At 64.4% G+C, this 13,398-nt stretch carries 11 protein-coding genes; 1 reads left to right on the top strand and 10 read right to left on the bottom strand.

What is annotated here, in order from left to right:
* Positions 1-14: 14 nt before the first annotated feature.
* From pstS to AC1DFU_RS14655, 5 genes are all read right to left on the bottom strand, one after another.
* Positions 15-1,046, bottom strand: a complete 1,032-nt coding sequence (pstS, locus tag AC1DFU_RS14675) for a phosphate ABC transporter substrate-binding protein PstS (protein WP_441590502.1) — start codon at positions 1,044-1,046, stop codon at positions 15-17.
* A gap of 202 nt (positions 1,047-1,248) precedes the next feature.
* Complete coding sequence (gene glmM / locus AC1DFU_RS14670) at positions 1,249-2,592, bottom strand: phosphoglucosamine mutase (RefSeq protein WP_092289797.1); 1,344 nt, start codon at positions 2,590-2,592, stop codon at positions 1,249-1,251.
* A gap of 5 nt (positions 2,593-2,597) precedes the next feature.
* Complete coding sequence (gene folP / locus AC1DFU_RS14665) at positions 2,598-3,476, bottom strand: dihydropteroate synthase (RefSeq protein ID WP_092289799.1); 879 nt, start codon at positions 3,474-3,476, stop codon at positions 2,598-2,600.
* An 84-nt stretch (positions 3,477-3,560) separates the two neighbouring features.
* A complete protein-coding gene (gene ftsH / locus AC1DFU_RS14660) occupies positions 3,561-5,444 on the bottom strand; it encodes an ATP-dependent zinc metalloprotease FtsH (RefSeq protein ID WP_092289801.1) in 1,884 nt (627 codons plus the stop codon).
* Positions 5,445-5,596: 152 nt separating this feature from the next.
* Positions 5,597-6,262: an RlmE family RNA methyltransferase gene (locus AC1DFU_RS14655; protein ID WP_092289803.1), complete on the bottom strand. Its 666-nt coding sequence runs from the start codon at positions 6,260-6,262 to the stop codon at positions 5,597-5,599.
* A gap of 73 nt (positions 6,263-6,335) precedes the next feature.
* On the opposite strand from AC1DFU_RS14655, the gene AC1DFU_RS14650 reads away from it, so the two are divergent.
* Positions 6,336-6,842 carry a YhbY family RNA-binding protein gene (locus AC1DFU_RS14650; protein WP_092289805.1) on the top strand — a complete coding sequence of 169 codons (507 nt, stop codon included), beginning with the start codon at positions 6,336-6,338 and terminating at the stop codon, positions 6,840-6,842.
* 54 nt (positions 6,843-6,896) lie between these two features.
* On the opposite strand, the gene AC1DFU_RS14645 is transcribed toward AC1DFU_RS14650, so the two are convergent.
* The 5 genes from AC1DFU_RS14645 to carA all read right to left on the bottom strand — a co-directional run bounded on the left by AC1DFU_RS14645 (position 6,897) and on the right by carA (position 13,263).
* Entirely contained in the window at positions 6,897-7,400 is a 504-nt protein-coding gene (locus AC1DFU_RS14645) for a DUF4149 domain-containing protein (RefSeq protein WP_092289807.1), read from the bottom strand.
* A 13-nt stretch (positions 7,401-7,413) separates the two neighbouring features.
* On the bottom strand, positions 7,414-7,890 hold the full coding sequence (greA, locus tag AC1DFU_RS14640) for a transcription elongation factor GreA (protein WP_092289809.1): 477 nt from the start codon (positions 7,888-7,890) through the stop codon (positions 7,414-7,416).
* A gap of 194 nt (positions 7,891-8,084) precedes the next feature.
* Complete coding sequence (gene carB, locus AC1DFU_RS14635) at positions 8,085-11,333, bottom strand: carbamoyl-phosphate synthase large subunit (protein WP_092289811.1); 3,249 nt, start codon at positions 11,331-11,333, stop codon at positions 8,085-8,087.
* 78 nt (positions 11,334-11,411) lie between these two features.
* Positions 11,412-12,089 (bottom strand): leucine efflux protein LeuE, encoded by a 678-nt coding sequence (gene leuE, locus AC1DFU_RS14630; RefSeq protein WP_092289813.1) that lies wholly within the window; start codon positions 12,087-12,089, stop codon positions 11,412-11,414.
* Between the two features lie 37 nt (positions 12,090-12,126).
* The gene (gene carA, locus AC1DFU_RS14625; RefSeq protein WP_092289815.1) at positions 12,127-13,263 is read right to left on the bottom strand and encodes a glutamine-hydrolyzing carbamoyl-phosphate synthase small subunit; all 1,137 of its coding nucleotides are present in this window, start codon (positions 13,261-13,263) and stop codon (positions 12,127-12,129) included.
* Positions 13,264-13,398: the final 135 nt, after the last annotated feature.

Here is a 13,398-nt window from a genome sequence, read left to right as displayed (position 1 = left end):
GTCAGTACAGCAGCTTAGTACAGCGACTTGCCCGACGCGTCCTTGACGCTGGTCTTCCACGTCGTGCGGATCTGGTTCACGACCGATTCCGGCAGCGGCACGTAGTCCAGGTCAGCGGCCATGTTGGCGCCGCTCTTGTAGGCCCAGTCGAAGAACTTCAGCACTTCCGCGCCTTGCGCTGCCTTTTCCTGGCTCTTGTGCACCAGGATGAACGTGGCGCCAGCGATCGGCCATGCGGTCTTGCCTTGCTGGTTGGTCAGGATCTGGTAGTACGTCTTGCTCCAGTCCGCACCGGCGGCGGCGGCCTTGAAGGCGTCGTCGCCCGGCTGCACCACTTCACCCGAGGCGTTCTTCATGTTCAGGTGGGTCATCTTGTTTTGCTTGGCGTACGCGTACTCCACGTAGCCAATGGCACCGTTCAGGCGCTGCACGAAAGCGGCCACGCCTTCGTTACCCTTGCCGCCCGTGCCGCCGCCCGGCCAGTTGACCGTGGTGCCTTCGCCCACCGTGCTCTTCCAGTCAGCGCTGACCTTCGACAGGTAGTTCGTGAAGATGAACGTGGTGCCCGAGCCATCGGCGCGACGGACCGGCAGGATGTCCTGGTTCGGCAGCTGGACCTTCGGGTTCAGGGCCTTGATGGCGGGATCGTCCCACTTCTTGATCTTGCCCAGGTAGATGTTGGCGAGCAGTTCGCCGGTGATGGTGAGGTCGCCCGGCTTCACGCCTTGCAGGTTGATCACCGGCACCACGCCGCCGATCACCGTCGGGAACTGCACCAGGCCTTGCTTGGCCAGTTCCTCGTCCTTCAGCGGGGCGTCCGATGCGCCGAAATCGACCGTCTTGGCGCCAATCTGCTTGATGCCGCCCGACGAACCGATGGATTGATAGTTGACCTTGTTACCCGTAGCTTTTTGGTAGGCGTCTGCCCATTTGGAATACACGGGCGCCGGGAACGAGGCGCCTGCACCGGTAATTTCCGCCGCGAACGCAGTACCCATCACTACCATCGAAACGATGCCTGCCACGGCAGTCTTGACCAGCTTCATATGTCCTCCAGAGAACATGGTTGGGAATGACAAATTTTTGACATCCGAACTTTATGCTTTCTATATGACAGATCCGTGACAACACGAGATGTTCTTAAAGCGGCCTTTTGTGATGGATAGTTAACTCGTATATGTGGAGAAAAAGGCATAAAAAATGACGCCAGCATCACGCTGGCGTCATTTTCGGTCACTACAGGAACGGTCAGGCGCGCAGCGAGTCAGCCAAGGCCTGGGCCGCGCGTTCGGCGGTCTCGACCTGTTCGGCCTCCACCATCACACGGACCACCGGCTCGGTGCCCGAGGCGCGGATCAGCACCCGCCCACGGCCTTCGAGTTCCGGCTCGATCTTGGCGCGCGCCGCCTGCAACCCGGCATGGGTCTGCCAGTCGAAACCCTTCTCCACGCGCACGTTGATCAGGGTCTGCGGGAACAACTTCACGCCTTCCAGCAACTGCGCCAGCGTCTTGCCGCTCCGGCGCAGTGCAGCCAGCACTTGGAGTGCCGACACGATGCCGTCGCCCGTCGTGTGACGATCCAGGCACAAAAGATGGCCGGAGCCTTCGCCGCCGAGCGTCCACTTGCGCTTGTTGAGTTCTTCCAGCACGTAGCGGTCGCCCACCTTGGCGCGAACGAATTCGACGCCAAGGCGCTTCAGCGCCAGCTCGACGGCCATGTTCGTCATCAGCGTGCCCACCGCGCCATCGACGCGGTGGCCAGCAGCCTGCCGGTCCCGCACGATCAGGTACAGCAGTTCGTCGCCGTTGTAGAGCCGGCCATCGGCGTCCACCACCTGCAGGCGGTCGGCATCGCCGTCGAAGGCCAGGCCCAGGTGCGCGCCGTGCGCCTTGACGGATTCGATCAACCGCTCAGGCGCCGTGGCGCCGTAGCCGGCGTTGATGTTGCGGCCGTCCGGCTGGTTGCCGATGGAGATCACCTCGGCACCGAGTTCGTGGAACACGTGCGGGGCGATGTGGTACGCCGCCCCGTGGGCGCAGTCCACCACGAGCTTGAGCCCGTGCAGGTCCTGCTCATACGGGAATGTGCTCTTGCAGAACTCGATGTAGCGGCCAGCCGCATCGTCGATGCGGCGCGCGCGGCCGAGGTCGTCCGAACGCACGCAGGCCATCGGCTCTTCGAGCTGGGCCTCGATCTTCAGCTCCGTCTCGTCCGGCAGCTTGTCGCCCGTCGACGAGAAGAACTTGATGCCGTTGTCGTAGTACGGATTGTGGCTCGCGGAAATGACCACGCCCGCCGCCAGCCGCAGCGCGCGGGTCAGGTAGGCCACGCCCGGCGTCGGCAGCGGACCGGTCAGCAGCACGTGCACGCCGGCAGCCGTGAAACCGGCTTCCAGCGCGGCTTCGAGCATATAACCCGAGATCCGCGTGTCCTTGCCGATCAGCACGGTCGGCCGGCCCTGGCTGGTTTTCTGGCCCAGCGCCAGCACCTTGCCGGCGGCGTAGCCGAGCCGCATCACAAAATCCGGCGTGATCGGTGCTTCACCAACCCGACCCCGCACGCCATCTGTCCCGAAATACTTGCGCGTCATCTGTTTCATTCTCCCGATTGCCCTGTACCGGCAACTGATTCATGGCGAATCGCCCACCAGGTCTTGATGGCGTCCACCGTCTGTTCCACGTCGTGCACCCGCACGATAAATGCGCCCCGCTCCACCGCGCACACGGCCGCGGCCAGGCTGGCCGCCACGCGCTGCTGCGGCGGTCTGCCGCCGAGAATGGCGCCAAGCGTCGACTTGCGCGAGAGCCCGGCCAGGATCGGCAGGCCGTCCACGGCAAGTCGCGGCATTTGGCCGAGCAGACGGAGATTATGATCCGGCGTCTTGCCAAATCCAAACCCCGGATCGAGCGAAATACGTGCGTCGTCCACGCCCGCCGCACGCAGGGTTGACACCCGTTCGCGCAGGAACCCCTCCACCTCGGCCACCACGTCGACATACTGCGGGTCTTCCTGCATCGTCTGCGGGTCACGCTGCATGTGCATCACGCACAGGCCCGCCTGTCCCGCCGCCGCGCCGCTCACGGCTTCCACCGCGCCCGGCATGCGGAAGCCCCAGATATCGTTGATCAGATCCGCTCCGCCCGCCAGTGCCGCACGCATGACTTCGGGCTTGTAGGTGTCGATCGACAACGGTTTGCCACACGGCGCCAGGGCCTCGACGATCGGCATCACCCGGGCCAGTTCCTGATCCAGCGGCAGCGCCGCTGAGCCCGGACGGCTCGATTCCCCGCCAATGTCGATGATGTCCACGCCTTCGGCAATCATCTGCTCCGCGTGGCGCAAGGCCGCATCGCGGCCCGCATGCTGGCCACCGTCGGAAAACGAATCGGGTGTGACGTTGAGGATGCCCATCACCAGTGGGCGGCGGTTGCGGGCGAAACGGTAGCGCCCGCACTGGAAGAACTCGGTCGACAAGATCTGCTGTCCTGGAATGGAAAAAGCCGGTGCGCAGGGCACCGGCTTCTGAACTGCCCGCCTGCGAAGGCAGGGCAATCGCGATCAGGCCGTGGCAGGCGCGTTGGTCGGCGCCACCGGCGAACCGCCCGAAGGCGTGTTACCACCACCGTTCTGGCCCGACACGTTACGCGGCGGACGCGGCGGCTTGCCAGCCATGATGTCGTTCACCTGATCGGCGTCGATCGTTTCCCACTCCATCAGGGCGCTGGTCATCGCCTCGACCTTGTCGCGGTGATCTTCGAGCAGGTGCTTCGCCAGCGCATATTGCTCGTCGATGATGCGACGGATCTCGCCGTCAACCTTCTGCTGGGTGGCCTCGGACACAGTCTTCGACGAGAGCTTGCCGAACATGCCGTCCTGCTCCGTATCGACATAGACCATGGCGCCGAGCGAATCGCTCATGCCGAAACGGGTCACCATGTCGCGGGCGATCTTGGTGGCGCGCTCGAAGTCGTTGGACGCCCCCGTGCTCATGGCGTTGAGGAAGACCTCCTCCGCCGCACGGCCGCCGAAGAGAATCGCGATCTCGTCGAGCATGTTGTCCTTGTACTTCGAATACTTGTCATGCTCCGGCAGCTGCCAGGTCACGCCCAGTGCCCAGCCGCGCGGCATGATCGTAACCTTGTGCACCGGATCGGCCTTCGGCAGCAGCTTGGCCACCACCGCATGGCCGGACTCGTGGTAAGCCGTGGCCTTGCGCTCTTCTTCGCGCATGACCGTCGACTTGCGCTCCGGGCCCATGAAGATCTTGTCCTTGGCGTCCTCGAAGTCCTGCATGTCCACCACGCGCTTGTTGCGGCGGGCGGCGAACAGCGCGGCCTCGTTGACCAGGTTGGCCAGGTCGGCACCCGAGAAGCCCGGGGTACCACGACCGATCACCGACGCGTCCACGTCGTTGCCGATCGGCACCTTGCGCATATGCACCTTCAGGATCTGCTCGCGGCCGCGGATGTCCGGCAGGCCCACGTAGACCTGGCGGTCGAAACGACCCGGACGCAGCAGCGCCTTGTCCAGCACGTCGGCACGGTTGGTCGCGGCGATCACGATGACGCCCGAGTTGGCCTCGAAGCCGTCCATCTCGACCAGCATCTGGTTCAGCGTCTGCTCGCGCTCGTCGTTGCCGCCGCCCATGCCGGCGCCACGATGACGACCGACCGCGTCGATTTCATCGATGAACACGATGCAAGGCGCCTGCTTCTTGGCGTTCTCGAACATGTCGCGCACACGGGCCGCGCCCACGCCGACGAACATTTCGACGAAGTCCGAACCGGAAATGCTGAAGAAAGGCACCTTGGCCTCGCCGGCGATGGCGCGTGCCAGCAGCGTCTTACCGGTACCCGGAGGGCCAACCAGCAGCACGCCGCGCGGAATACGGCCGCCCAGCTTCTGGAATTTCTGCGGATCCTTGAGGAAGTCGACCAGTTCGACCACTTCCTCCTTGGCCTCGTCGCAGCCGGCCACGTCCGAGAACGTGACGGCGTTCTGGTTCTCGTCGATCAGGCGTGCACGGGACTTGCCGAACGAGAAGGCACCGCCTTTCCCGCCGCCCTGCATCTGCCGCATCATGTAGAACCAGAAGACGATGATCAGCAAGGTTGGCCCGAGGTAGTACAGGGCCTGGACCAGCACGTTCGGCTCGTCGTCGGCCTTGCCGGTGACCTGGACGCCGTACTTCATCAGGTCGCCGACCATCCAGATGTCGCCCGGCGAGATGATCGTGTACTTGGCGCCCTCTTTGGGCGAAACCACGAGATTACGGCCCTGCACGTCGACGCGGCTCACCTTGCCGTTCTTGGCGTCATCCATGAACTGCGAATAGGTGACACCGTCCTGGGCACGTGGTTTGTCGAACTGCTTGAAGACGGTGAACAATACCAGCGCGATTACGAGCCAGATTGCCGCCTTTTGAAACAGGTTGTTATTCAAGGCCGAACTCCTTTGCAATTGCCTTGCCAACGGGATAGCTGCATTGCATTGTAATGCAGCCCCCGCCCCCGCAGGGAATCTCTGAATCTATGGTCCCGATAGTGCCCGAGGCGCCCCATGGCGGCAAGCACCCGGGGTGTCCGGCGCACGTTTCAGTCCACCGACTTCAGGTAACGCCCAAGAATAAAGGTTTCTGAAGACTTGTCGCGCGACGCCTTGGGCTTGCGCTTCGCGACTACCTTGAACTGGCGCTTGAATTTCTCCACGATCTGGCTATACCCGCTGCCGTGGAAACACTTTACCAGCAACGATCCCTCGGGCTTCAAGTGCGCTTGGGCGAACTCGAGAGCCAGATCGCATAAATACTCGATCCTTGCCGAATCGGCCGAAGACACACCGGACAAATTGGGGGCCATGTCCGAGATAACAAGGTCGATCCGGGTGCCGCCAGACGCGGCCAGGACCACCTCCTCGAATTCCCGGAATACCGATTCCTCGCGGAAGTCACCCAGAATAAAAGTGACGTCGGCGACAGGTTCCATCGGCAACAGGTCGATGGCGATCACCGCTCCATCGATCTTGCCATCCTTGGCGCGCGGCGAGGCCGCCAGCCGGTTGCGGGCGTACTGGCTCCAGCTGCCCGGGGCGGCGCCGAGGTCGACGATGACGTGGCCCGGCTGGATCAGCTTGTCCTGCTCGTCGATCTCCTTGAGCTTGTAGGCCGCACGGGCGCGATAGCCCTCGCGCTGCGCCATTTTCACGTAGGGATCGTTGATGTGGTCATGCAACCACGCGTGATTAAACTTGTTCTTTGCCATTTTTTGCTGATCTTTACCGCCTGCCGGCGTCATTTTGGCGGATAATACGCGCCATTCCGCTTTGCGCCCTGACATGCCCGCACTAGAACTGATACCTGCCCAACGCTCCTCCCTCCGCGCCCGCGCCCACGGTCTGAACCCTGTGGTCATGGTCGGTGCGGAAGGCCTGACCCGCGCGGTCCTGGCCGAGATCGACCGGAGCCTGGCGGCTCACGATCTGATCAAGATCCGTGTATTCGGCGACGAGCGCGACACGCGCATCGCCATTTATGAAGCCATCTGCGACGAACTCGACGCCGCGCCCATCCAGCATATCGGCAAGCTGCTCGTGATCTGGCGTCCGGGTCCGGCCCGTCTGGAAGAGAACCGGCCCGAGGAACTGGGTCGCATGGCCCCGCGCCGCCCGACCACTGGCACCGCGCCGCGCACCGTGACGGTCCGCAAGCCCAGCGCCGCGCCGAACCGTCGGCCCACCCGCAAGGAAGTGACCGTACTCGGCAACGAGCGCGTGACCCAGGGTGGCAACGTCAAGCGCCTGCGCGCCCGCCCCAGCAGCCAGAAGAAGAAGGCGCTGGGCTGATCCGCCCTGCCCTGCCTTCCTGGCCTGAAGAACGCCCGCTTGTGCGGGCGTTTTTTATTCCCCGGCCGAACGCGGCGCTGCTGCGCGCCACACCAGCACTAGCGCCAGTATGCTGTGCACGAGGTAGATGACGCTCGACACGCCGTGCAGCATGCCGAACTGGCCCTTGAACGGCGACTCGGAGACACCCAGGTTCAGCGCCTGCGCACGGACCTTGAGGCCTTCCATGAACGGCTGCACGCCGAAGTAGCCGGCCAGCACGCAAACCAGCATGGCCAGCACGATCCAGCGCAGCGTGCGATAGCGCTTGGCACCGCGGCGGATCATCACATTGCACAGTACCAACTGCAGCACGCCCACCGTGATGCCGAGGATCGCCTCGGTCCGGAACAGGTGGCCGGCGATCATGCCTGCCATCTCACGGTTCGGCAGCACCGAAAACAGCGTCGGCGCCACCATGTAACCTACTGTCCACAAACTGCCGGCCCAAACAACGGTCAGCAGCAGGAAAATCCGGTGGGGCAGCGGCGGCAGGTTCGAATACGAGGAAGAGAACACGTGTGGGCGCCCGTCAGACGTAGCGGACGGTGATCACTTCGTATTCGCGCTCGCCACCCGGGGCCAGCACGATCGCCACGTCGCCTTCGAACTTGCCGATCAGGGCCCGGGCGATGGGCGAGCTGACCGAAATCTTGCCGCTGTCGAGGTCGGCTTCGTCGTCGCCGACGATCTGGTAGCTCACGGGCTTGCCCGATTGCAGGTCTTCCAGGTCCACGGTGGCGCCAAAGACGATGCGGCCGTCCGTGTCGAGCTGGGTCGGATCGATGATCTGGGCAGCCGACAGCTTCGACTCCACGTCCAGGATGCGGCCTTCGATAAAGGCCTGCTTTTCCTTGGCGGCGTCGTACTCGGCGTTTTCCGACAGGTCACCCTGCGCGCGCGCTTCGGCGATGGCAGTGATCACCGCGGGACGTTCGACGGCCTTGAGGCGCTGCAGTTCTTCCTTCAGGAGTTCGGCGCCACGCTTGGTAATCGGAATGGTGCTCATATCTCGTTCAACAAAAAAATGAGCCGCAGCGGAGCTGGAGCCATGCTCCCGGCAAGGTTGCCGGAAGCACTTCCGCTCGACCGCGGCTTTCGGATAGGACCGAACGGCCCGTAGGCCGTTCAATCGACGAATTCGACGTAGTGTAGGCCAGAAAGCCCGCCGGTATCAACCCGGCGGGTCTGGCGGTGCAGCAATCAGGCCAGCTGCTTGTGCAGGCTCTGCAGGTCGTAGACCTCCAGGCTTTGCATGTGCTTCAGGCCCTCCACTGCGGCGCGGGCGCCGGCAATGGTGGTGTAGTAAGGCACCCGGCCGGCCAGCGCGGCGATACGGATCGAACGCGAATCGGCGATGGCCGTACGCGTCTCGTCCACCGTGGTGAACACCAGCGCCAGTTCGCCGTTCTTGATCATGTCCACGATGTGCGGACGGCCGTCCTTGACCTTGTTGACCACGCGCACCGGGATCCCCGCTGCCTCGATGGCCGACGCCGTGCCGCGCGTGGCGACGATCGGGTAGCCCAGGTCGTGCAGCATGCGGGCCACGCCCACGGCACGCGGCTTGTCGCTGTCCTTGACGGTGATCAGCACGGTGCCCTTCTCGGGCAGGCGCGAACCGGCGGCCAGCTGGCTCTTGAACAGGGCCTCGCCGAACACCTTGCCCACGCCCATCACCTCACCGGTGGAGCGCATCTCAGGTCCAAGCACCGGGTCCACGCCCGGGAACTTGTTGAACGGGAACACGGCTTCCTTGACGCTGAAGTACGGCGGTATCACCTCTTCGCCGATGCCCTGCGAGTCCAGCGACTGGCCGGCCATGCAGCGTGCGGCGATCTTCGCCAGCGACAGGCCGGTAGCCTTCGACACATACGGCACGGTCCGCGAGGCGCGCGGGTTCACTTCCAGCACGTACACGGTATCTTCGCCGTTGTGCTGCTGGATCGCGAACTGCACGTTCATCAGGCCGATCACGTTCAGGGCCTTCGCCATGGCGGCGGTCTGGCGCTTCAGCTCGTCCACGGTGGCTTGCGAGAGCGAGTACGGCGGCAGCGAGCAAGCCGAGTCGCCCGAGTGCACGCCAGCCTGCTCGATGTGCTCCATCACGCCGCCGATGAACACGCGCTGGCCGTCGCTCAGGGCGTCCACGTCGCATTCGATCGCGTCGTTCAGGAAACGGTCCAGCAGCACCGGGGAGTCGTGCGACACCTTCACGGCCTCGCGCATATAGCGCTCGAGGTCGCGCGGCTCGTGCACGATTTCCATCGCGCGGCCACCCAGCACGTACGACGGGCGCACCACCAGCGGGTAGCCGATTTCCTCGGCCAGGCGCAGCGCCTCGTCCTCGGCCCGCGCGGTGCGGTTCGGCGGCTGGCGCAGGCCCAGTTCCTGCAGCAGCTTCTGGAAGCGCTCGCGGTCTTCCGCGGCGTCGATCATGTCCGGGCTGGTGCCGATGATGGGCACGCCGTTGGCTTCCAGGTCCAGCGCCAGCTTCAGCGGGGTCTGGCCGCCGTACTGGACGATCACGCCGACCGGCTTTTCCTTGTCGACGATTTCCAGCACGTCTTCCAGCGTCAGCGGCTCGAAGTACAGGCGGTCCGAGGTGTCATAGTCGGTCGACACGGTTTCCGGGTTGCAGTTGACCATGATGGTCTCGTACCCGTCTTCGCGCAGCGCCAGCGCGGCGTGCACGCAGCAATAGTCGAACTCGATGCCCTGGCCGATCCGGTTCGGGCCACCGCCCAGCACCATGATCTTCTTGTTGGCGGTCGGCTCGGCCTCGCACTCGCCGTGTTCGGCTTCGTACGTGCCGTACATGTAGGCGGTGTTGGTGGCGAACTCGGCCGCGCAGGTGTCCACGCGCTTGTAGACCGGGCGCACGTTCTGGGCGATACGCGCCTCGCGCACCGACTTGGCGTCGGTCTTGAGCAGCTTCGCCAGGCGGCGGTCCGAGAAACCCTTCTGCTTGAGCAGGCGCAGTTCGGGCGTCGAGAGGCTGGCCAGCGTGCGGTTGCGCACGATGGACTCGGTCTTCACGATGTCTTCGATCTGGGCCAAGAACCACGGGTCGATGGCGGTCTCGGCATGCACTTCCTCGAGCGACATGCCCAGGCGGAACGCGTCGCCCACGTACCAGATACGGTCCGGGCCGGCTTCGCCGATCTCTTCCACCACCTCGTCGCGGTCGGTCGACTTCTCGTCCAGGCCATCCACGCCCACTTCCAGGCCGCGCAGTGCCTTCTGGAACGATTCCTGGAAGGTGCGGCCCATCGCCATCACCTCGCCCACGGACTTCATCTGCGTAGTCAGGTGGCTGTCGGCCTGCGGGAACTTCTCGAAGGCGAAACGCGGCACCTTGGTGACCACGTAGTCGATCGACGGCTCGAACGACGCCGGGGTCTGGCCGCCGGTGATCTCGTTCTTCAGCTCGTCCAGCGTGTAGCCCACGGCCAGCTTGGCCGCCACCTTGGCGATCGGGAAGCCGGTGGCCTTCGAGGCCAGCGCCGACGAACGCGACACGCGCGGGTTCATCTCGATCACGATCATGCGGCCATCGGCCGGGTTGATCGAGAACTGCACGTTCGAGCCGCCCGTATCCACGCCGATCTCGCGCAGCACGGCCAGCGAGGCGTTACGCAGGATCTGGTATTCCTTGTCGGTCAGCGTCTGCGCCGGGGCCACGGTGATCGAGTCGCCGGTGTGGATGCCCATCGGGTCCAGGTTCTCGATCGAGCAGATGATGATGCAGTTGTCCGCCTTGTCGCGGACCACTTCCATCTCGTATTCCTTCCAGCCCAGCAGCGATTCCTCGATCAGCAGCTCGCGCGTCGGCGACAGGTCCAGGCCGCGCTTGCAGATTTCCTCGAATTCCTCGCGGTTGTAGGCGATGCCGCCGCCCGAGCCGCCCAGCGTGAACGACGGGCGGATCACGATCGGGTAGCCCGCCGTGCCGGTGTCCGCGGCGATGCGCGACTGCACGGCCACGGCCTCGTCCATCGAGTGCGCGATACCAGACTTTGCCGAACCGAGACCGATCTTGGTCATCGCGTCCTTGAACTTCTGGCGGTCCTCGGCCTTGTCGATGGCTTCCGGCGACGCGCCGATCAGCTCCACCTTGTACTTGTCCAGCACGCCATGGCGATGCAGGTCCAGCGCGCAGTTCAGCGCGGTCTGGCCGCCCATGGTCGGCAGGATCGCATCGGGACGCTCACGCTCGATGATGCGCTCGACCACTTCCCAGGTGATGGGCTCGATGTAGGTCACGTCGGCCGTGTTCGGGTCCGTCATGATGGTCGCCGGGTTCGAATTGACCAGGATGACCTTGTAGCCCTCTTCGCGCAGGGCCTTGCAGGCCTGGGCGCCGGAGTAGTCGAATTCGCACGCCTGCCCGATGATGATGGGACCCGCGCCGATGATGAGGATGCTCTTGATGTCTGTGCGTTTTGGCATTGCACGCTCTCTTTGGTGGCCGGTGCGCGAAAGTCTCGCGCGCCGCGCCGGATATTCAGGTTATTTCGACTCGCCGGATCAGTTCAGCGTGGCCGTCGCCAGCTTCGCGCCGAAGCCGATGAACATGGCCCCCACACCGCTCGCCATGCCTGCCGACAGCCTGCGGCGCCGGCGGAACGCTTCGGCAAGCCGCGCGCCCACAAGGATGATGGTGGTCAGGTAGACGAAGCTGCAGATCTGGCAGACCAGCCCCAGCGCCACGAACGACAGCACCGGGCGCGCGAACTGCGGGTCCACGAACTGGATAAAGAACGAGATGAAGAACAGGATGGCCTTCGGGTTCAGCAGGCTGATGACCAGCGCCTTGCGGAACGGGTCCGTGGTGCGCTCGACCGGCACTTCGACCGCCGCCGGCTGCCCGGCCTCGCCCCGCTGGGACCAGCTGCGCAGCGCGCCGCGCAGCATCTGGAAGCCGATCCAGGCCAGGTAGGCCGCGCCGATGGTCTTGACCACGTAGAACAGCGCCGGGCTGGCCTTGAGCAGCGACGCCACGCCCGCGGCCGACAGCACCATCAGGATCAGGTCGCCCAGGAATACGCCGCACGCGCCCCGGTAGCCGGCGCGCACACCGCGCTGGGCGGCCACCGACAGCACGTACATCGAGTTCGGCCCCGGCAGCAGCACGATGAAGATCGTGCCGAGCACAAAGGTCCAGAAATCGGTAATGCCCAGGCTGGCGTGCATGAACGCGTTCATGGTTTCTCGCTGTGTCCTTGTTCTCGTTCGCGGCGGCTTACTGCTTCGCGTCCTTCATCAGCTTGATGAAGCGGTCGAACAGGTAGGCCACGTCGTGCGGGCCGGGCGATGCTTCCGGGTGACCCTGGAAGCAGAACGCCGGCTTGTCCGTCAGCGCGAAGCCCTGCAGCGAGCCGTCGAACAGCGACGTATGCGTGACGCGCACGTTGGCCGGCAGCGTGTCGGCATCCACGGCAAAACCGTGATTTTGCGACGTAATCACCACACGACCATCGTCCATGTCCTTGACCGGATGGTTCGCGCCATGGTGGCCGAACTTCATCTTGAGGGTCTTGGCGCCCACGGCCAGGGCCATGATCTGGTGACCCAGGCAGATGCCGAAGGTGGGAATGCCACGGGCGATGAACTCACGCGTGGCAGCCACGGCGTAGTCACACGGCTCGGGGTCGCCGGGGCCGTTGGACAGGAAGATGCCGTCCGGATTCAGCGCCAGGGCATCGGCGGCGCTGGCCTGGGCCGGCAGCACCGTGACCTTGCAGCCGCGCTCGGCCAGCATGCGCAGGATGTTGAACTTGACGCCGTAGTCATAGGCCACCACGTGGAACTGCGGCTTGTCCAGCTTGCCGTAGCCCTCGCCGAGCTTCCACTCGTTCTGGGTCCACTCGTACGGTTCCTTGACCGACACCACCTTGGCCAGGTCCATGCCGGCCAGGCCGGGGAACGAGCGGGCCAGGTCGATGGCGCGCTGGACGTTGTCCTCGCCAGCCAGGATGCAGCCGTTCTGGGCACCCTTCTCGCGCAGGATACGGGTCAGCTTGCGGGTATCGATGCCGGCAATGGCCACCACCTTTTCCTGCTTGAGGTAGTGGGCGAGCGTGTGTTCCTTGCGGAAGCTCGAGGCCAGAATCGGCAGATCCTTGATGATCAGGCCGGCGGCATGGACTTTCGTGGCTTCGACGTCCTCACGATTCACCCCGACATTGCCGATATGCGGATACGTCAGCGTGACGATCTGCCGGGAATAGCTCGGGTCGGTGAGGATTTCCTGGTAACCGGTGAGAGCGGTGTTGAACACCACTTCGCCGATGGTATGGCCGGAAGCGCCGATGGAATAGCCACGAAAGACCGTGCCGTCTGCAAGCGCGAGAATGGCGGACGGAAAAGACGGTAACACGGGTAGGCTCCTGCTGGACTCACCCCGTGACCGACCTGCTCAACGCCTCGTGCCCCGGGGCGGCGCCTCGCGCGCATGGGCGAGGGACCGGCCGGCTGCGTCTCATTCGTCACTTTTTGTAGTGCACGAACGGCG

This window comes from Cupriavidus sp. 10L45, from assembly GCF_056395225.1.
The sequence above is the reverse complement of the archived record's forward strand: the minus strand, read 5'-3'. Positions and strand labels throughout refer to the sequence as shown.

What these genes read in the sequence shown, in the direction of transcription:
- pstS (WP_441590502.1), bottom strand. Translation starts at nt 1,046, where the DNA reads ATGAAGCTGGTCAAGACTGCCGTGGCAGGCATCGTTTCGATGGTAGTG.
- glmM (WP_092289797.1), bottom strand. Translation starts at nt 2,592, where the DNA reads ATGACGCGCAAGTATTTCGGGACAGATGGCGTGCGGGGTCGGGTTGGT.
- AC1DFU_RS14655 (WP_092289803.1), bottom strand. Translation starts at nt 6,262, where the DNA reads ATGGCAAAGAACAAGTTTAATCACGCGTGGTTGCATGACCACATCAAC.
- AC1DFU_RS14650 (WP_092289805.1), top strand. Translation starts at nt 6,336, where the DNA reads ATGCCCGCACTAGAACTGATACCTGCCCAACGCTCCTCCCTCCGCGCC.
- greA (WP_092289809.1), bottom strand. Translation starts at nt 7,890, where the DNA reads ATGAGCACCATTCCGATTACCAAGCGTGGCGCCGAACTCCTGAAGGAA.
- carB (WP_092289811.1), bottom strand. Translation starts at nt 11,333, where the DNA reads ATGCCAAAACGCACAGACATCAAGAGCATCCTCATCATCGGCGCGGGT.
- leuE (WP_092289813.1), bottom strand. Translation starts at nt 12,089, where the DNA reads ATGAACGCGTTCATGCACGCCAGCCTGGGCATTACCGATTTCTGGACC.